The organism is Mycobacterium sp. IDUB_36, from assembly GCF_055419225.1.
Map to the genome: position 1 here is coordinate 1,232,405 of NZ_JBVAXH010000001.1, position 18,375 is coordinate 1,250,779.

The window sequence follows — 18,375 nt, forward strand, 5'->3', positions numbered from 1 at the left end:
GACTAACGGCTTTCGGCCAACTCGACGACATTGGTCAGCAGGAACGCGCGGGTCAGCGGTCCGACGCCGCCCGGGTTCGGCGACACGTGACCCGCGACATCCCAGACGTCGGGATGCACGTCGCCGGTGAGTTTGCCGTCGACCCGGCTGACGCCGACATCGATCACGGCGGCACCGGGGCGCACCATGTCGGCGGTCAGCATATGCGGCACACCGACGCCCGCGACGATGATGTCGGCTTGCTTGGTCAGGGCCGGAAGATCACGAGTTCCGGTGTGGCACAGGGTCACTGTGGCGTTCTCCGATCGCCGGGTCAGCAGCAGGCCGAGTGGCCGGCCGACCGTGACGCCGCGACCGATCACAACCACGTGCGCACCGGCGATCTCGACGTCGAAGCGCCGCAGCAGGTGCACGATGCCGCGCGGCGTGCAGGGCAGCGGCGCTGGATCCATCAGCACCAGCCGGCCCAGATTCGTCGGGTGCAGCCCGTCGGCGTCTTTGGCGGGGTCGACGCGCTCCAGCGCGGCGTTCTCGTCGAGGCCCTTGGGCAACGGCAACTGGACGATGTAGCCAGTGCATTCGGGGTTGGCGTTGAGTTCGTCGATGGTGTCGTTGAGCTCGGCCTGGCTGATATCGGCGGGCAGATCGCGGCGCAGCGAGGTGATGCCCACCTTGGCGCAGTCGGCGTGCTTGCCGCGCACGTATGCCTGCGAACCGGGGTCGTCGCCCACCAGGACCGTGCCCAGCCCCGGGGTCTTGCCCGCCGCGGTCAGCGCGGCGACGCGCTCCTTGAGATCGACGAAGATCTCGTCACGTGTGATTTTGCCGTCCAACGTGATTGCACCCACGTCGTCCAGTTTGGCATGTGCGCCCGCGCCGATGCTGGACCGATCCACGGCGACCCGCTGCGTTCGGCTCCGCCGACCTTGCAGTCGCCACTGTGCCCGATTGTCGGCGACCCGCTGCGTTCGGCTTCGCCGACCTCGCCATCGCCGATAGGCTCCCTCACATGTCCGAAGCCCCGGACGTGCTGGCACCGGCAAAGCTCGGACCCATCACGCTGCGCAATCGCATCATCAAATCCGCCACCTTCGAAGCCCGCACGCCGGACGCGCTGGTCAGCGACGACCTCATCGAATACCACCGACTGCCCGCCGCCGGCGGAGTCGGCATGACGACCGTCGCCTACTGCGCGGTCTCCCAAGGCGGCCGCACCGAAGGCAACGGGATCTGGATGCGCCCGGAAGCCGTGCCCGGGTTCCAGCGACTCACCGAGGCGATTCACGCCGAGGGCGCGGCGGTCAGCGCGCAGATCGGGCACGCCGGCCCCGTCGCCAACGCGCGCTCCAACAAGGCGACGGCCCTGGCGCCGGTGCGGTTCTTCAACCCGATCGGCTTGCGATTCGCCAAGAAGGCCAGCCGCGACGACATCGACGCCGTGATCGCCGCGCATGCCAACGCGGCCCGGCTGGCCGTCGACTCCGGATTCGACGCGGTCGAGGTGCATTTGGGCCACAACTACTTCGCCAGCGCATTCCTCAGCCCGCTGATCAACCGACGCAACGACGAGTTCGGCGGGTCGCTGGAGAACCGCGCCAAGGTCGCCCGCGGCATGGTGTTGGCCGTCAAGCGCGCCGTCGGCGACCAGATCGCCGTCACCGCCAAGCTCAACATGTCCGACGGCGTGCGCGGTGGCATCTCGGTCGACGAAGCGATCACCACCGCCAGATGGCTGCAGGACGACGGCGCCCTGGACGCGATCGAACTCACCGCGGGCAGTTCGCTGGTCAACCCGATGTACCTGTTCCACGGCGACGCCCCGCTCAAAGAATTCGCCGGCGCGTTCAAACCACCGCTGAGCTGGGGCATGCGGATGACGGGCAAGAAGTTCCTCCGCGAATACCCGTACCGCGAGGCCTACCTGCTGCGGCACGCCAAGCAGTTCCGCGCCGAGCTGACCATCCCGCTGATCCTGTTGGGCGGCATCACCAATCGCGACACGATGGATCTGGCGATGGCGGAGGGTTTCCAGTTCGTCGCGATGGGCCGCGCGCTGCTGGCCGAGCCGGACCTGATCAACCGGATCGCCCGCGACGGCGCCGGGGTGCATTCCGCCTGTACGCACTGCAACCGCTGCATGCCGACGATCTACAGCCGCACCCGCTGCGTGGTCACCGGCGCCCCCGACCTGCTGGCACATTGACCGCCCGTGTCTATCGAAATGGATTGAACGGCAGCCGATACAGTCGGCCCAGTGAGCCAAGCAGCTAATGTTGGGCCGATGAGTCACGCAGCACAGCCCGCGCTGACGGTCCGGTATGACGGGTCAGAACGCACTTTCGCCGCAGGCCACGACATCGTGGTCGGCCGCGATCTGCGCGCCGACATGCGCATCACGCATCCGCTGATCTCCCGGGCACACCTCCTGCTCCGCTTCGACCAGGGCCGGTGGGTGGCCATCGACAACGGGTCGCTGAACGGGACCTACGTCCATGGCCGCCGCGCACCGGTGATCGACCTGCAAAACGGCCAGACGATCAACATCGGCAACCCTGACGGCCCCGCGCTCAGCTTCGAGATCGGCCGGAACGACGGGGTGGGACGGCCGCCGCAGACGACGTCGATGCCGATCGCCCGGGCCGGCGCGCCCGCACGGCCAGGCCCCGGCCCGCAGCAGCCGAACCGCCCGCCGCCACGACCGCAGGAGCCGCCGCCGGGCCCTGGGCCTCGCCCCTATTTAGGCGGACCACCGCAGCAGCCGTATCCGGGACCACGGCAACCCAGCTACCCGCCAGGTCCAGCTCCCCAGGTCCCGTCGTATCAGCCGCCGCCCCCGAGGCAACCCGCACCGGCGCCGGTCAATTACGCGCCGAAGACCGAGATGGGGCCGGCGCCGAAGATCAGCACGCCGCCGGAGGCGGGCAATCTCGCCACCAAGATGATCCAGGCGATCCTGCCGGGCTCCTCAACCCCGGACAAACCCGCCGGATCGATGACGATCGGCCGCGCCAACGACAACGACATCGTCATCCAAGACGTCCTGGCCTCGCGTCATCACGCGTTCCTGGTCGACTCGCCGCTCGGCACCGAGATCCGCGACGCCAGCAGCATCAACGGCACGTTCGTCAACGGCGTACGGGTCGGCTCGGCGGTGCTCAGCGAGGGTGACGTCGTCACCATCGGCAACATCGACCTCGTCTACACCGACGGCAGCCTGGTCCGGCGCACCGAGGCCGCGACCCGGACCGGCGGACTCGAGGTCAACAACGTGCACTTCCGGATCGACGGCAAGGAGCTGATCAACGGCATCTCCCTGACGGCCCGCCCGGGCAGCCTGACCGCGATCATCGGCGGCTCCGGTGCGGGTAAGACCACGCTGTCGCGGCTCATCGCCGGTTACACCCGGCCCAGCTCCGGCAACGTCACCTTTGAGGGTCACGACCTGCACGCCGAGTACGCCACCATGCGCAGCCGGATCGGGATGGTGCCCCAGGACGACGTCGTGCACCGTCAGCTGACGGTCAACCAGGCGCTCGGCTACGCCGCCGAGTTGCGACTACCGCCCGACACCAGCAAAGAGGAACGGGCCCAGGTCGTCGCGCAGGTGCTCGAGGAACTCGACATGACCAAGCACGCCGACACCCGGGTGGACAAGCTGTCCGGTGGTCAACGAAAGCGTGCGTCGGTCGCACTGGAATTGCTGACCCAGCCGTCGCTGCTGCTGCTCGACGAACCGACCTCCGGCCTCGACCCGGCGTTGGACCGGCAGGTCATGCTGATGCTGCGGCAACTCGCTGACGCCGGACGTGTGGTGCTGGTGGTCACCCACTCGGTGTCCTACCTCGACGTCTGCGATCAGATTCTGCTGTTGGCTCCCGGCGGACGGATGGCCTTCAACGGCCCGCCCAGCCAGGTGGGCGAGGCGCTCGGCACCACCAACTGGGCCGACATCTTCGCCAATGTCGGCGCCGACCCTGACGAAGCCAACCGTCGTTTCGTGGAGATGGGTGGGCGGTCGCAGGCCAAGCCACCGGACAAGCAGAGTCCCGCCGACCTGGGCGAACCGGTGCATTCTGACCTGTTCCGCCAGTTCTCCACCATCGCGCGACGCCAGGTCCGCCTGGTCATCTCCGACCGCGGCTACTCGGTGTTCCTGGCAATCCTGCCGTTCCTGATCGGTGCCCTATCACTGACGGTGAAGGGCCCGAAACCCGGTCTGGGACCGGCGGATCCGCTGGGCCTGGCGCCCACGCAGCCGCAGTACATCATGGTGCTGCTCAACATCGGGGCCGTGTTCATGGGCACCGCGCTGACCATCCGAGATCTGATCGGCGAGCGTCCGATCTTCCGCCGAGAACAGGCGGTCGGGCTTTCCACGACGGCCTATCTGCTGGCCAAGGTGTTCGTGTTCTGCGTGTTCGCCACCGCACAGGCGGCCATTGCGACTTTCATCGTCCGGCTCGGAAAGGGCGCCCCCACAGCGCATCCCCCGTTCTTCGGCGACTCGACCTTCGCGCTCTTCATCACGGTTGCCGGAACCTGTGTTGCGTCGGCCATCCTCGGGCTGATGATGTCGGCGCTGGCGCAGACCACCGAGCAGATCATGCCGCTGCTGGTGGTGACGATCATGTCCCAGCTGGTGCTGGCCGGCGGCATGATTCCGGTGACCGGCCGGGCCGGACTCAACCAGATGTCCTGGCTGACACCTGGACGCTGGGGGTACGCCGCCGGCGCATCGTCGATCGACTTCCCGGGGTTGGTGAAAGTCAAGCAGATCCCGACCAACGACCCGATCTGGCAGCACACGCAACGCATCTTCTTCTTCGACCTGGGGATGCTCGTCGCGCTGTCACTGTTCTACAGCGGCTATGTGCGGTGGCACATCCGGCTGAAACGCTAACCGTCCAGCTGTAACCCGTGCGCCACGGCGAAGGCCAACGCCTGCTCGACGTCGATGCGCGCCTTGGTCATCGTCGCCGTCGTCCACAGCGACGGGTCGACGATTGCGCCGCGCAGATCGGCCTCGTCCAAGCGGGTTCCGGTGCTGCGCGCACCGGACAGATCGGCGCCGCGCAACACGGTCTTGCGCAGATCGGCTTCCACCAGGTTGGCCTCGCGCAGCCGGCAGCCGGTGAAATCAATGCCCCGAAGGTCGTTTCCGCCGAGTGTGGTGAGCGTGAAGTCGACCTCGTCGAGGATCAGCGGGCGAAACCGGCACCGCACGAACACCGAGCCCAGCATGCTGCATTGACGGAACGTGCTGTGCCACAGAGTCGTCAGGTTGAAGGTGCAGTTGCGAAATGCCGACCCCAGATGCTCCGACTCGGCCAGGTTGACGCCGCTGAAGTCGCATTCGGTGAACACCACCCGATCGGTGCGGAGGCGGCTGAGATCGTCGTCGCGAAAGTCACGGCCGACGAATTCGCGTTCGGTCCAATCCACTACGCGGTGGACGACAAACTCGCCAGCGCATATTCGCTGACGGCGATCAGGGCGTCGGTGGCCGATCTGCGATCGCGGGCATCGACGTTGATCACCGGGACATGCGTGGGCAAGGTCAGCGCTTTACGCACCTCGGCCGCGGGATACCGTGGTGTGCCGTCGAATTCGTTGACCGCGATCAGGAATGGCAGGTTGCGGTGCTCGAAGAAGTCGACCGCGGCGAAGCAGTCCTCCAGTCGCCGGCAGTCGACCAGGATCACCGCGCCGATCGCACCGCGCACCAGGTCGTCCCACATGAACCAGAACCGGCGCTGTCCCGGCGTTCCGAACAGGTACAGCACCAGATCCTCGTCGAGGGTGATGCGGCCGAAGTCCATCGCGACCGTCGTGGTCCGCTTGTCCGGGGTGGCGTCGACCATGTCGACCCCAGCGGAGGCATCGGTGACCATCGCCTCGGTGCGCAGCGGCATGATCTCCGACACCGCGCCGACGAAAGTTGTCTTGCCCGCGCCGAATCCACCGGCAATGACGATCTTCGTGGACGCGGTATCGCGCGACTTCTGATGCGGAGGAGGCCCCGCGTCAAAGCGCTCGTAGGCCACGGAGCGTCCTTCCTATCAGTTCGCGGCGTTCGTCACGGGTCGAGCGTTCGGTCAACGACTGATTCACTCGAAGGTAACCCGAAGTCACCAGATCGCCGACCAGCACACGCGTGACACCAAGCGGCAAATCCAGCCGCGCCGAAATTTCGGCCACTGACGGGCTTTTGACGCACAGCTTGACGATTCGGCCCCGGACGTCGTTCTGCGGCCACTGGTGGAACATCGCCGACTGCAACGCCTGCACCGGCGCTTCCAGCGGAATGTCGACGCTGGCCTTCGTCCGGCCCGCCGTCAGCGTGTACGGGCGGACCAGGCTGGCCTCGGGTGGCGGGGGCTCGAATCTCGGCTCGCGGCTTTCCATCACGACTCGCTAGTACGTCTGGCTCGGCGACGTGGCGCGTCGGGTCGACTGCACGACATTGCCGACGCGTTCGACGAGGACCGCCATCTCGTAGCCGATCTGGCCGATGTCACACGACGTCGACGCCAGCGTCGCCAAATGTGACCCGTCGCCGACCTGCATCAGCAACAGGTAGCCGTTCTGCATCTCCACCACCGACTGCAGCACCTGGCCGCCCTCGAAGAGTTGCGCTGCGCCGCTGGCGAGACTGGCCAGGCCCGACGACACCGCGGCGAGCTGGTCGGCCCGCTCCTTGGGCAGCCGCTCGCTGGCCGCGATCAGCAGCCCGTCGACCGATACCAGGATGGCGTGCGAGACCCCGCGGACGTCACGGGCGAAGTTGGACACCAGCCAGTCCAGCGAGTCGCCCGGACGAGCGGATTGAGTGGGCCCTGCGGGATGGCCGGGTTGTGCGAAAGGGCCTGAGGTCATTCGGTGTCGGATCCTTGATCGTTGTCGCGGGCGTGGGCCCGGCCGGCGCGTACCCCGCCGAAATGACTGCTTATCGACGCGCGGACGGCCTCGGGGTCGCGGGTCGGCGCCTGATGCGCGGGGGTATGCCCCGATTCGCCGTTGGGCACTGTCCCGTCGCCGTCGGCCCGCTGGTGCGCGTTGCCATTCTGCTCTGAGGCGCCGCCCGGTACCAGCCGGGCACCGGGATCACGCACCGGCAGGCCCTGTTCGGTGTGCGTCTGCACAGGTGTGTTGTCCACCCCCGCGGCGGCCGTCCAGCCGTGGTCCCACACCGATTGCCAGTCCAGGTCCGGGCTCTGGACGAGATCACCCGGGTCGACCAGCCATTCGGAGAGCATCCGCTGGTAGATCAGGTCGTCCTCGGCGGTGTCCGTCGGCGCGGCGGCCGGTTCGGCGGCCCAGACATCGTCGGCGTCGGGCTCGGCGGCCGGCGCTGGCGGCGGGGCCGGCTGTGCTTCCGGTCGCCTCCGGTTCTCCTTGTTGAGCCGGACCCGGGAGCCGAAGAACGACGACGTATTCGATACGGGTTGCGCCACAGGTCGTTCCGGAATCGGCGGAACAGCCTCGTCGCGGTCGGCTCGTTGCGGAGCCGGCTCCGGGGTGGCCGGCGCGCCGGTGATGCCACTGCTGCCAGGCCGGCGGCGGGGCAGCAGGCTGACCGAGGACTCGGTCGTGAGCGTGCCGTTGCGCTCGAAGTCGTCCTCGATCGGAGCGAGGTCGGCCACGTAATCCGGTTCGTCGAGCGGCGCCTCGGCCGGCGGCGGCACTGCGGGCTCCGCCGTGCGTGGCGCCGTCGGGCCGGCGTTACCCCCCGCCAACACGGTCGACGGCAAGTAGACCTCGGCCGTCGAACCCGAGCGCGCTTCCTCGAGTGACGTCCCGCGCAACCGCACCCGGATGCCGTGCCGGTCGGCCAACCGGCCGACCACGAAGAGACCCATGTGCCGCGCGCTGTCCGGGCTGACCTCTCCCCCGGCCCGCAGGCGCATGTTGGCGATCCGGCGGTCGCCTTCGGTCATGCCGAGCCCGACATCGACGATCTGCAGCAGAACCGCGCCGTCACTGCGGAATCCCGCCGACACCCGGACCGGCGATGCCGGCGGCGAGTAGCGCAGCGCGTTGTCGATCAACTCCGCGAGCAGGTGGACGATGTCGCCGGAGACCGCTCCGGAGATCGTGCAGTCGGGCACCATCGACGTCTCGACGCGACGGTAGTCCTCCACCTCGGAGGCGGCCGCGTGGATGACAGACGACAGCGGCACGGTCGTGCGCTGATCTCCCCTGGAACTCTGCGCGCCCGCCAGCACCAGCAAGTTCGCGCCGTTGCGCCGCATCCGGGCAGCCAGGTGGTCCAGGCGGAACAGGCTGTCGAGACGCTCGGGATCTTCCTCGTTGCGCTCGAGCCGGTCGATCAGCGAGAGCTGCTGGTCGACCAGGGACCGGTTGCGCCGCGACATCGTCTCGAACATGTCGTTGACCAGCAGCCGCAACCGGGCCTCGTCGCCGGCCAGCAGCAGCGCCTGGGTGTGCAGCTCGTCGACCGCGTGCGCGACCTGACCCATTTCCTCGGTGGTGTGCACCGGCAGCGGCTCCGGCGGTGATTCGTCACCGGCCCGCACCCGGACGATCTCGCGTTCGAGGTCTTCGTGGGCGACCTTGAGAGCGCCGTCGCGCAGCACGCGAAGCGGCCGGATCAGCGAGCGTGCGACCAGCAACACGATGGCGATGGCGGCGAGGATGGCGGTCAGCACCAGAACGGTGTCCCGGATCGCCGCGGTGCGCCGATCGTGCGCCTGGTTCTCGACGGCCTTGGTCACCTTGGCGGTGATGTCCTCGATGATCTGCGAGGCGATCCGGTCGGTGGTCTGCACCGACCGCAGCAGTGCCGGGTTGTTGACCAGCTTCTGCGCGGGGTCCGACATCAGGCCCATCCGGGTGACCATCTGCTGCTGGAGCGTCTTGGCCTCCGGAGAGCCGACGCCGAGCACTTCGGCCATTCCGAACAGAGTCGACGGCTCGGTACCGGCGAGGGTCGTCATCGAGGTGCGCAGCTCAGGCTCGGGCAGGTCTGCGCCGCGCGCGATCAGGATCTGCTGCATCATCATCTGCCCGCGGGCGCCGACCGCCCGGCTGAGCCCCTGCGCCTCGGCGCGGATCTGCTCGTTGTCCAGGCGGACCGAGCCGTCGATCGCGTTCTCGGCGGTCAACAGGATGGGCGCGTAGGTGGTCACCCGGGGGCGCAGACCCAACGTGTTCGAGGCGACGTTGTCCAGCAAAGACTGCCCGCCGTCCAGCATGGCGTCGACGCCGGCACTGACGTCGGCGGCGACGTCGGTGCCGTGCAGGCGGGCCTCGAGCTCGTTTTTACGGGCGTCGTAGTTTTTCTTCGCTCCCGCGACATCGCCACCGGTCGAGTTCGCCAGCAGGGCGACGTCGAGAGCCGACATGTATTTGGTGATCGCCGGAACCATCTCGGCCCGGTCGGCGGCCAGCCGAAGCCGGTGCGCGTCGGTCAGCGCGCCGGCAACGCGAAATCCTCCGAACACCATTGCCAGCACCAAAGGCAGCGCGACAATTGCCGCGACTTTCCAACGGACAGGCCAATTGTGCAGCGACCACGACGCGGGTCGTTTGGTCGGCGCTGATTCGAGACCGTCGCGCACCGCGGGCTCACCCTTGGCCGGTGAGATCGCCCGCGTGGCGCGGGCAAATATGGTCACCGAACCTGCGCGGTGTTAGCGTCCGCTCCGCTGAATCGCAGTGATAGCGCGTCGTTCATGAGACTTCCTGCTAATTGCGCTCACCCCGAGCGACGGGCAAGCAAGATACGCCTGGCAATTCTGCGAGTATGCCAGGCTGCGGCGGTAGTGACCACAATTCTTACTGAACAGACAGAGTTCACCGACGCCGTTCAAGCGTGACTCCTGAGCCTCCAGCAAACTTTCGAAACCGTTTACCGGCCGTGCCGCAACACTCAAAACGGTCGATCGGAAACTCACCCGATACCGTCTTCGCCGCCGCATGCCGAGCGATTAGTCGATTCGTCAATCTCTGCACCGGCGACCTATCGCTCCTCGAGCGAATGCCCTCATTCCGGTTACGGTGTGTTGTGTTCAGGCTCCTGTTTTTCTCGCCGCGAATCCCGCCCAATACCGGAAATGCGATCCGAACGGCTGCGGCCACCGGGGCAGAACTGCATCTCGTCGAGCCGTTGGGTTTCGACCTGTCCGAGCCGAATCTGCGTCGGGCCGGGCTGGACTACCACGACCTGGCCTCGGTCACTGTCCATCCGTCGTTGGAGGCCGCGTGGGCAGCGCTCGCGCCGCAGCGGGTGTTCGCGTTCACCGCTCACGCCACGCAGCTGTTCACCGCCGTGAGCTATCAGCCCGGTGACGTGTTGATGTTCGGCCCGGAACCCACCGGGCTGGACGCGGCCACGCTGGCCGATCCGCATGTCACCGCGCGGGTGCGGATTCCGATGCTGGACGGCCGGCGTTCGCTGAACCTGGCCAACGCCGCGGCGGTCGCGGTGTACGAGGCGTGGCGACAGCAGAGCTTTGCCGGCGCGGTTGACGATGCGCAACGCGAAGCGTTGTGAGGAGGAACCGCGCAAACAAACGGATGCGGTGACGATGCAGAACGCGCAGCGTTGTGAGGAGGAACCGCGCAATCAAACGGATGCGGTTTGAATTACCAGGTGTCCCAGTGCGTCAACTGCTCGGCAGGCAGCCGCTTGGCCGGTTTGAAATCAGTGCCCTTGGTGTAGGCGATCGGGAAAAGACCGCCCTGGCTGTACTTTTCGAAGGGAATGCCCAGAATCTCGGCGACCTGTTCTTCACCACCCTTGAGCAGGTGCAGCGTCGTCCAGCAGGTGCCGAGCCCGCGCGAGCGCAACGCCAGGCAGTAGCTCCACACCGCGGGGAACAGCGACGCCCAGAATGACACTCCGCCCAGCGGCTGTTTGTCCTCGCGACCCTCGATGCACGGGATCAGCAGGACCGGCGCTTCGTGCATACGCTCGGCCAGATATCCGGCCGAGTCCCGGACCGCGCCCATCCGCTCACCGCGGATGTCACCCTCACCGTATTCGGGGGCCGGCGAGCTGAGGTACTTGCGGGCGTTGGCCAGGTAGATGTCGCCGATCGCCTTCTTCTTCTCGGCGTCCTCGACGAAAACCCATTGCCAGCCTTGGGTATTGGAGCCGGTGGGCGCCTGCAGCGCCAAGTCGAGGCATTCCATCAGCACGTCGCGCGATACCGGCTTCTCGAAGTCGAGGCGCTTGCGGACCGAACGGGTGGTGGTGAGCAATTCATCGACGGAAAGGTTAAGGGCCATGAGCGCGAGATTACTCATGCCGCGTCGAGCGTGAAACGGTGGCGACTTTTCGGCGCTTTTCCCGCCGTGATCACACGTTCGGCGCAATGGGGCCGAGCCTGGTGAGGTTATCGGAAATCGCGGGACTTCGATCCGATCCGCAACGTGAGCTTGGTGATCCGTTCCGCCATGACAGTGATTGCGCCACTGGCATTTTGAACCTGACCGCGGATCAGCAGAGCCGACGACGTCTGCGCCACCTTGCGGTGTCTCGCCCACACCCCCGGCGTGCAGAGCACGTTGACCATTCCGGTCTCGTCCTCGAGGTTGACGAACGTCACCCCCCGCGCCGTCCCGGGTCGCTGCCGGTGCGTGACCGCTCCGGCGACCAGCACCCGGTCACCGTCGGGCACCGAAAGCAGGTCCGCGGCGGGTACCACTCCCAGCTCGTCGAGATCGGCGCGCAGGAACTGCGTCGGGTAACTGTCCGGCGAGATGCCGGTGGCCCACACGTCGGCCGCGGCCAGTTCCGTCTCACTCATCCCGGGTAGCGCCGGAACATGCGACGACGAGCCCACTCCCGGCAGGCGATCCGGTCGCTGGGTGGCGGCCGCACCCGCGGCCCACAGTCCCTCGCGCCGCGACATCCCGAAGCAGCGCAGCGCTCCCGCGGTGGCCAGCGCCTCGGTCTGCGGCACCGACAGCTGAACCCGAGTCGTCATGTCCAGCAGAGAAGCGAAGGGACCGTTCGCTTTACGCTCCTGCACCAGCTTTTCGGCCAGGTCTTCCCCGATCTGACGGACGCTGCCCAGCCCCAACCTCACCTCGGCCCCGGCATTCTCCAGCGTGGCATGCACCACGCTGGCGGCCACGCACGGACCGTGCACCGCCACTCCGTGCCGGCGGGCGTCGGCGACCAGTGACTGCGGAGAGTAGAAGCCCATCGGCTGCGCACGGAGCAGCGCCGCGCAGAACGCCGCGGGATGATGCAGCTTGAACCATGACGAGTAGAAGACCAGCGACGCGAAACTGAGCGAATGGCTCTCCGGGAAGCCGAAATTGGCGAATGCTTCCAACTTTTCGTAGACCCGGTCGATCACCTCGTCGGTGGCGCCGTGCAGGCTCCGCATGCCGTCGAAAAACCGGCCGCGTAACCGCTGCATGCGCTCGGTAGACCGCTTGGATCCCATGGCGCGACGCAGTTGATCGGCTTCGGCTCCGGAGAAGCCTGCGCAATCCACCGCCAGCTGCATCAGCTGTTCCTGAAACAACGGCACTCCCAACGTCTTGTGCAGCGCCGGCTCCATCGACGGATGGTCATAGACCACCGGGTCGAGGCCGTTGCGCCGCCGAATGTACGGGTGCACCGATCCCCCCTGAATGGGACCGGGGCGGATCAACGCCACCTCGACCACCAGGTCGTAGAACACCCGCGGCTTCAGCCGTGGCAACGTGGCCATCTGCGCGCGCGACTCCACCTGAAACACCCCGACGGAATCGGCGCGCTGCAACATCTCGTACACCGCGGGTTCGGACAGGTCCAGCGTCGACAGGTCGACCTTGAGTCCCTCATGCTCGTGCACCAGGTCGATGGCGTAGTGCAACGCCGACAACATGCCGAGCCCGAGCAAGTCGAACTTCACCAAACCGATTGCCGCACAATCGTCTTTGTCCCACTGCAGGACGCTGCGGTTTTTCATACGGGCCCATTCGACCGGGCAGACGTCGGCGATCGGACGGTCACAGATCACCATGCCACCGGAATGGATGCCCATGTGCCGGGGCAGGTTCTGGATCTGGTCGGCCAGCTCGATCACCTGCTCGGGAATGCCGTCGATGTCCGACGGCCGTCCACTCCAGTGACTAATCTGCTTACTCCAGGCGTCCTGCTGCCCTTGCGAGAAACCCAGGGCCCGGGCCATGTCGCGCACCGCGATTCGGCTGCGATAGGTGATCACGTTGGCGACCTGGGCGGCATAGTCGCGGCCGTATTTGTCGTAGACGTACTGGATGACGTTTTCCCGAAGATCCGACTCGATGTCGATGTCGATGTCGGGCGGACCGTCGCGCTCCGGCGACAGAAAACGCTCGAACAGCAACTCGTTGGCCACCGGGTCGACCGCGGTGACGCCGAGGGCGTAACACACAGCCGAGTTGGCCGCCGATCCCCGGCCCTGGCACAGGATGTTGTTCTCCCGGCAGAACCGGGTGATGTCGTAGACCACCAGGAAATATCCCGGAAACTTCAGGTTGGCAATGGTTTTCAGCTCGTGCTCGATCTGGGCATACGCCTGGGGGGCCTGGGACCGCCGACCGTAGCGGCGCTGGGCGCCCGCCATCGTCAACTCGCGCAGCCAGCTGTCCTCGGTCGAGCCGGGCGGTAGATCCGGGAACGGCGGCAACTGCGGGGCGATCAATGCCAGGCCGAAGGCGCACTGTTCGCCGAGCTCGGCGGCGGCGGTCACCGCGTCGGGATGCTGCGCGAACAGTCGCGCCATCTCCTCACCGGAGCGCAGGTGCGAGCCGCCCAGCGGGGCCAGCCAGCCGGCCGCCTCGTCCAGCGACTGCCTGGCCCGGATGGCACCCATCGCCATCGCCAGTCGGCGACGGGACGGCGCCGCGAAATGCGCGCCGGTGGTGGCCACCCTGTTCAGCCCGAATTGCTTTGCCAGCAAGGCCATCTGAGCGTTGACATCGTCGTCGACCGGGCAGCCGTGATGCGTCAGCTCGACGCTGACCCGATCGGAGCCGAACCGGTCCACCAGATCGGCCAACGCCGCCGCGGCCGCATCCGGCCCGCCGGTGGCCAGCGCGGAACGGACGTGGCCTTTGCGGCAGCCGGTCAAGATGTGCCAGTGGCCGCCGGCCGCCTCGGTGAGCGCGTCGTAATCGAAACGCAGCTTGCCCTTTTCGCCGCCGGCCAGATGCGCCGCCGCCAGCTGACGCGACAGCCGCCGGTAGCCCTCCGGCCCGCGGGCCAACACCAGCAGATGCGGCCCGGCCGGATCGGGGGCGTCGGTCCTGGCGCCGGCTCCCAGCGACAGTTCGGCGCCGAACACTGTGCGCATGTCCAGTTCGACGGCCGCTTCGGCGAATCGCACCGCGCCGTAGAGCCCGTTGTGATCGGTCAGCGCGATGGCCCGCAGGCCCAGCCGCACCGCCTCTTCGACCAGTTCCTCCGGCGCACTGGCGCCGTCGAGAAAGCTGTACGCCGAATGCGCGTGCAGCTCGGCATACGGGACCGACGAGCGGGCCGGCCGGCCGTCGTCCGGCGGCCGATAGGCCATCCGCTTGGGCGATCGGGGCGCTTCGTCCGCCGGGGTCCACACGGTGGGTGTACCGGAACGACGCGGTTTGCCGGAGAGCACCCGCTCCATCTCCGACCAGCCCGGCGGCCCATTGCTCCACCCCATGACCCGAGTGTATCGAATGTGTGTTCGAATGCGAAGTGCCGTCTAACCTGGCAACCGGCCCCGCGACCGCGGGCCGGGAAGGCGGCGCGCAATGTCGGTCAGCATCGACCCGCGCCGGGTGGACGCGGTGTTGTTCGACCTCGACGGCGAACCCGATGCCGGCATTGCCGCGCGGCTGGACCACGCCGGCGTGCGCTCCGCTCGATCCGATTCCGCCTCGCTGGTCGAATCGGCCGACGCCCTGTCGGTGCGCCCGGGCCGCTGTGCCGTCGTCACGGCCACCGACGCGGGGGTGACCGCCGCCCGCGCCGCGGGTTTCGCCCTGGTGGTCGCCATCGATCCGAACGCAAGCCCGCACGGTGCCGACGCGGTGCTCGCCGACGCGGGCGACATCGACGTCCGCTCCGGTTACCGACGGATGTCCGAACTGCCCGACGGACTGCAGGCGCTGCACTTCACCGGGGCGCCCGCGGTCTTCTACGACTTCGACGGGACGCTGTCCGAGATCGTCAACGACCCCGACTCCGCCCGGCTTGTCGACGGCGCGGCGGACGCGCTGACATCGCTGAGCGCGCGGTGCCCGGTCGCGATTCTCAGCGGCCGCGACCTGGCCGACGTCCGCGACCGGATCGGCCTGCCCGGCCTCTGGTACGCCGGCAGCCACGGTTTCGAGCTGACCGGACCCGACGGCCGGCACCACCAGAACAGCGACGCGGCCGCGAGCATCCCGGTGCTGGCCGACGCGGCGGAAGCACTGGTCGAACAGCTCGGTGACATTCCCGGAGTTGCCGTCGAACACAAGCGATTCGGAGTGGCCGTGCACTACCGGAATGCGGCGCGCGACCGGGTCGGCGAGGTGACCGCAGCGGTCCGGCAGGCCGGGCGGCGGACGGCGCTGCGCGTGACGACCGGGCGGGAAGTGATCGAGCTTCGGCCGGATGTCGACTGGGACAAGGGAAAAACGCTGCGCTGGGTGCTCGACTACATCCGCGACAACGAGGGCGGTGATCCGCTGCTACCCATCTACCTCGGCGACGACATCACCGACGAGGACGCCTTCGACGCGGTGGCCGGCGACGGCATCGCGGTCCTGGTGCGCCACGGCGACGACGGTGACCGCGCCACCGCCGCGCACTACGCGCTGGACGACCCCGGCCGAGCGAAAGAATTCACCGAAGAGCTGGCCCGCCGGCTCGCGGACTGATCACAGAACCGCTTGCGACTGAATGGTTTTGGCGGCCAGCTTGCCGCCGTCGCCGCGGATCTCGGTCTCGACCACGATGACACGCCGCCCGACATGCAGCGGGCGGCTGTGGGCTTTGACCGTTCCGGAGCGTGTCGCAGCGAAGAAGTTGGTATTGGATTCGATGGTCGTCGTGCCGCCGGCGCCCTCGGGCAGGTTGAGGAATGCGCACACCGCACCGGAGGTGTCCGCCAGCGCCATCACGATCCCGCCGTGCAGCACGCCTCCGCCCGTCGTCAGGCCGAGCGCCCAATCCAGGCTCAGCACAACCTCTTCGGGTGCCGCCGCGTCTGCGGTGATTCCGAGTGTCACGGCCAGCGGGACCAGCCCGTGGATCATCTCGGTGGCGGCGGTGTCGGTCATCGGCTCACTTTCCCAGTGCCTGCAGAGCCTCGGCGGTGTCCGCGTCGGCCGGATAGAACGATTCGATCGCGACCTCGGCGACGGTGACATCCAACGGGGCGCCGACGACCGCGGTCATGCTGAAGAACGAGAGCTCTGTTCCGTTGTGCCGCAGTCGGAGTGGAACGGCGACGTCGGTTGGCTCGGGACGCGCCGCCTCGCCGCCCGGGTAACCCGACAACTCGTTCAGCAGATCGGCGAGACGCGGGTCGCGGGTGGCCCGAACCTGGCGGTGCAGCCGCTCGAGCACATGCGCGCGCCACTCCGGGAGGTTGACGATGCGCGCGGCCATGCCGTCCGGATGCAACGAAACGCGCAGCGCATTGATCGGCGGCGTCAGCAAGGCGGGGTCGCACCCATCGATCAGCACGGCGACGGCGGCATTGCCGTCGAGCATGTCCCACCAACGGTTGATCACCAGCGCCGGATACGGCTCGTGGCCGGTGAGGATCTGGCGCAGGGCGGCGCGCAGCCGGGTCAGTTCCGGCTCGTCGAGCGAATGCTCGGGGTAGGCGGGCGCGTACCCGCCGGCCAGCAGCAGCGCGTTGCGCTCGCGTAGCGGCACGTCGAGTTGCTCGCTCAACCGCAGGATCATTCCCGGTGTCGGCCGGGAGCGTCCGGTCTCGACGAAGCTGAGGTGACGTGCTGAGATCTCGGCCTGAATGGACAGATCGAGTTGGCTGATCCGGCGGCGCTCACGCCACTCGCGCAACAGCTGACCGACTGCCGGAGTCGCCCGTGAGCTGCGGGTCAGGGTCGTCATCGCCCCGATGCTAGCCGCGGACGATCACCGCCACGATTACCTTCGAGGTAAGCGCCCGACGGCCTTCGGGGTCAGCCTCAGTCGTCGTCGGACTTCTTGTCCTTGTCGGACTTCTTCTCGTCGTCGTCCGACTTCTCGTTCTTGTCGGACTTCTTCTCGTCGTCGGACTTCTTGTCGTCGCCGCCGGTGCCCAGTTCGAGTGTCGCCCAATGACTCGGGGAGATGTAGACCGTCCAGTCCCCTTCGTCGCGGCCCAACTTGACGACCCCGTCGTCGACTTCCCACTTGGTGCTGTCGTCGTAGTCGGTGGACTGCCCGTCGCTGTAGGTGAGTTTGAATGCCATGCCCGGGACTGCCACGTTGGCGGCCCGGCTAAACCTCGACGTACTCCACCGCGCCGTCCTCGAGCACAAGACGTGCTTCGGCGCCGGCCGCCCCGGAGGCCAGCGTGCGGAACACCGCCTTGCCGGGCTCGGTGCGCCAGATCAGCGTGGTCAGCGTCTCGCCGGGAAACACCGGTTTGGTGAATCGCGCGTCGATCGCCGTGATCGCGTTGGCGTCGCCCTTGCCAAGTTCGGCGACCAGCGCGCGGCCGGAGAAGCCATAGGTGCACAGCCCGTGCATGATCGGCTCGGGGAACCCCGCGAGCTCCTTCGCGAACCAAGGGTCGCTGTGCAGCGGATTGCGGTCGCCGGAGAGCCGGTAGATCAGCGGCTGGTCTTTGCGGGTGGCCAGCGCGATGCTGGCGTCGGGTTCGCGGTCGGGGATCTGCGGTGCGACCGGGCGCTCACCCGGTTGTCCGCCGAACCCGCCCTCGCCGCGGATCACCAGCGTGGTGAGCGTTTCGGCAACGAGTTCGCCGCTGGCCGGGTCGGAGCCACGACCGCGCAGCATGATGATCGCGTTCTTGCCCTCACCCTTGTCCTGGATGTCGGCCACCTCGGTGACCACCGACAGCGTGCCCGCCGCGGGCAGCGGCCTGTGCAGCCGGATCCCCTGCGAACCGTGCAGCAGCATCGCCCAGTTGAACGATCCGACCTTGGCGGCCGCCGCGAATGCCGGGCAGCAGATCACCGCGTAGGTCGGGAGCACCTGCTGGTCGACGCCGTGGCTGTTTTCGGTGGTGAACTTCAAATCGTCGAGGCCCGCGCCCACACCGAGCGCGTAGAGCAACGTGTCGCGGTCGGTCCATTCGAACAGCGCGGGCTCGGTGGTTGCGCCGACGGCAGCCGGGTCGATCGCCATGCGGGGTCTCCTCTTCGGTCGGTTCCCGCCATTCCATCACCCGCCGATGCGGCGGCGACCTGCGCCCGGTTGTGTGA

16 protein-coding genes are annotated in these 18,375 nt (G+C 67.6%); 4 read left to right on the forward strand and 12 right to left on the reverse strand.

The features are described 5' to 3' along the window. Positions 1 to 2: 2 nt before the first annotated feature. Positions 3 to 848: a bifunctional methylenetetrahydrofolate dehydrogenase/methenyltetrahydrofolate cyclohydrolase gene (locus ACZYW1_RS06060; protein ID WP_463784100.1), complete on the reverse strand. Its 846-nt coding sequence runs from the start codon at positions 846 to 848 to the stop codon at positions 3 to 5. A gap of 161 nt (positions 849 to 1,009) precedes the next feature. Here ACZYW1_RS06060 and ACZYW1_RS06065 point away from each other — a divergent pair, with 161 nt between their 5' ends. Continuing rightward, on the forward strand, positions 1,010 to 2,203 hold the full coding sequence (locus tag ACZYW1_RS06065) for an NADH:flavin oxidoreductase (RefSeq protein WP_463784102.1): 1,194 nt from the start codon (positions 1,010 to 1,012) through the stop codon (positions 2,201 to 2,203). 78 nt (positions 2,204 to 2,281) lie between these two features. Continuing rightward, positions 2,282 to 4,900, forward strand: a complete 2,619-nt coding sequence (locus tag ACZYW1_RS06070) for an ATP-binding cassette domain-containing protein (RefSeq protein ID WP_463784103.1) — start codon at positions 2,282 to 2,284, stop codon at positions 4,898 to 4,900. Here the strand turns inward: ACZYW1_RS06070 and ACZYW1_RS06075 are convergent. Genes ACZYW1_RS06075 through ACZYW1_RS06095 form a run of 5 tightly spaced genes read right to left on the reverse strand, consistent with a single transcriptional unit; the run spans position 4,897 to position 9,638 of the window. Further along, positions 4,897 to 5,442 carry a pentapeptide repeat-containing protein gene (locus tag ACZYW1_RS06075; protein ID WP_463784105.1) on the reverse strand — a complete coding sequence of 182 codons (546 nt, stop codon included), beginning with the start codon at positions 5,440 to 5,442 and terminating at the stop codon, positions 4,897 to 4,899. The two genes, ACZYW1_RS06070 and ACZYW1_RS06075, sit on opposite strands and share 4 nt — an antisense overlap. After that, entirely contained in the window at positions 5,442 to 6,044 is a 603-nt protein-coding gene (locus ACZYW1_RS06080; protein ID WP_463784107.1) for a GTP-binding protein, read from the reverse strand. The genes ACZYW1_RS06075 and ACZYW1_RS06080 overlap by 1 nt, the downstream gene beginning before the upstream one ends. Then, positions 6,025 to 6,405, reverse strand: a complete 381-nt coding sequence (locus tag ACZYW1_RS06085; protein WP_463784109.1) for a DUF742 domain-containing protein — start codon at positions 6,403 to 6,405, stop codon at positions 6,025 to 6,027. The genes ACZYW1_RS06080 and ACZYW1_RS06085 overlap by 20 nt, the downstream gene beginning before the upstream one ends. A gap of 9 nt (positions 6,406 to 6,414) precedes the next feature. Next, positions 6,415 to 6,876 carry a roadblock/LC7 domain-containing protein gene (locus ACZYW1_RS06090; RefSeq protein ID WP_463784110.1) on the reverse strand — a complete coding sequence of 154 codons (462 nt, stop codon included), beginning with the start codon at positions 6,874 to 6,876 and terminating at the stop codon, positions 6,415 to 6,417. Next, the gene (locus ACZYW1_RS06095) at positions 6,873 to 9,638 is read right to left on the reverse strand and encodes a sensor histidine kinase (protein ID WP_463784112.1); all 2,766 of its coding nucleotides are present in this window, start codon (positions 9,636 to 9,638) and stop codon (positions 6,873 to 6,875) included. Before ACZYW1_RS06095 ends, ACZYW1_RS06090 begins: the two co-directional genes overlap by 4 nt. A 389-nt stretch (positions 9,639 to 10,027) precedes the next feature. Between ACZYW1_RS06095 and ACZYW1_RS06100 the strand changes: the two genes are divergently transcribed. Further along, complete coding sequence (locus ACZYW1_RS06100) at positions 10,028 to 10,516, forward strand: tRNA (cytidine(34)-2'-O)-methyltransferase (protein ID WP_463784114.1); 489 nt, start codon at positions 10,028 to 10,030, stop codon at positions 10,514 to 10,516. Positions 10,517 to 10,608: 92 nt separating this feature from the next. Here the strand turns inward: ACZYW1_RS06100 and ACZYW1_RS06105 are convergent, their stop codons facing one another. Together ACZYW1_RS06105 and ACZYW1_RS06110 are read right to left on the reverse strand one after the other, a co-directional pair. Next, on the reverse strand, positions 10,609 to 11,253 hold the full coding sequence (locus tag ACZYW1_RS06105) for a nitroreductase family protein (protein ID WP_463784115.1): 645 nt from the start codon (positions 11,251 to 11,253) through the stop codon (positions 10,609 to 10,611). A 107-nt stretch (positions 11,254 to 11,360) separates the two neighbouring features. Then, on the reverse strand, positions 11,361 to 14,645 hold the full coding sequence (locus ACZYW1_RS06110) for an error-prone DNA polymerase (protein WP_463784117.1): 3,285 nt from the start codon (positions 14,643 to 14,645) through the stop codon (positions 11,361 to 11,363). Between the two features lie 91 nt (positions 14,646 to 14,736). Between ACZYW1_RS06110 and otsB the strand changes: the two genes are divergently transcribed. Continuing rightward, positions 14,737 to 15,849 carry a trehalose-phosphatase gene (gene otsB, locus ACZYW1_RS06115; protein ID WP_463784119.1) on the forward strand — a complete coding sequence of 371 codons (1,113 nt, stop codon included), beginning with the start codon at positions 14,737 to 14,739 and terminating at the stop codon, positions 15,847 to 15,849. Here the strand turns inward: otsB and ACZYW1_RS06120 are convergent, their stop codons facing one another. From ACZYW1_RS06120 to ACZYW1_RS06135, 4 genes are all read right to left on the reverse strand, one after another. Further along, the gene (locus tag ACZYW1_RS06120; protein WP_463784121.1) at positions 15,850 to 16,251 is read right to left on the reverse strand and encodes a PaaI family thioesterase; all 402 of its coding nucleotides are present in this window, start codon (positions 16,249 to 16,251) and stop codon (positions 15,850 to 15,852) included. Between the two features lie 4 nt (positions 16,252 to 16,255). Next, entirely contained in the window at positions 16,256 to 17,053 is a 798-nt protein-coding gene (locus ACZYW1_RS06125; RefSeq protein WP_463784123.1) for a helix-turn-helix domain-containing protein, read from the reverse strand. A gap of 77 nt (positions 17,054 to 17,130) precedes the next feature. Continuing rightward, the gene (locus ACZYW1_RS06130) at positions 17,131 to 17,397 is read right to left on the reverse strand and encodes a hypothetical protein (protein WP_463784124.1); all 267 of its coding nucleotides are present in this window, start codon (positions 17,395 to 17,397) and stop codon (positions 17,131 to 17,133) included. Positions 17,398 to 17,425: 28 nt separating this feature from the next. Continuing rightward, complete coding sequence (locus ACZYW1_RS06135; protein ID WP_463784126.1) at positions 17,426 to 18,298, reverse strand: MaoC/PaaZ C-terminal domain-containing protein; 873 nt, start codon at positions 18,296 to 18,298, stop codon at positions 17,426 to 17,428. Between the last annotated feature and the right edge of the window lie 77 nt (positions 18,299 to 18,375).

Excerpts from the sequence above, each read along its gene's own strand:
- ACZYW1_RS06135 (WP_463784126.1), bottom strand. The coding sequence starts at position 18,298 with ATGGCGATCGACCCGGCTGCCGTCGGCGCAACCACCGAGCCCGCGCTG.
- ACZYW1_RS06070 (WP_463784103.1), top strand. The coding sequence starts at position 2,282 with ATGAGTCACGCAGCACAGCCCGCGCTGACGGTCCGGTATGACGGGTCA.
- ACZYW1_RS06090 (WP_463784110.1), bottom strand. The coding sequence starts at position 6,876 with ATGACCTCAGGCCCTTTCGCACAACCCGGCCATCCCGCAGGGCCCACT.
- otsB (WP_463784119.1), top strand. The coding sequence starts at position 14,737 with ATGTCGGTCAGCATCGACCCGCGCCGGGTGGACGCGGTGTTGTTCGAC.
- ACZYW1_RS06110 (WP_463784117.1), bottom strand. The coding sequence starts at position 14,645 with ATGGGGTGGAGCAATGGGCCGCCGGGCTGGTCGGAGATGGAGCGGGTG.
- ACZYW1_RS06065 (WP_463784102.1), top strand. The coding sequence starts at position 1,010 with ATGTCCGAAGCCCCGGACGTGCTGGCACCGGCAAAGCTCGGACCCATC.
- ACZYW1_RS06125 (WP_463784123.1), bottom strand. The coding sequence starts at position 17,053 with ATGACGACCCTGACCCGCAGCTCACGGGCGACTCCGGCAGTCGGTCAG.
- ACZYW1_RS06085 (WP_463784109.1), bottom strand. The coding sequence starts at position 6,405 with ATGGAAAGCCGCGAGCCGAGATTCGAGCCCCCGCCACCCGAGGCCAGC.
- ACZYW1_RS06105 (WP_463784115.1), bottom strand. The coding sequence starts at position 11,253 with ATGGCCCTTAACCTTTCCGTCGATGAATTGCTCACCACCACCCGTTCG.
- ACZYW1_RS06120 (WP_463784121.1), bottom strand. The coding sequence starts at position 16,251 with ATGACCGACACCGCCGCCACCGAGATGATCCACGGGCTGGTCCCGCTG.
- ACZYW1_RS06130 (WP_463784124.1), bottom strand. The coding sequence starts at position 17,397 with ATGGCATTCAAACTCACCTACAGCGACGGGCAGTCCACCGACTACGAC.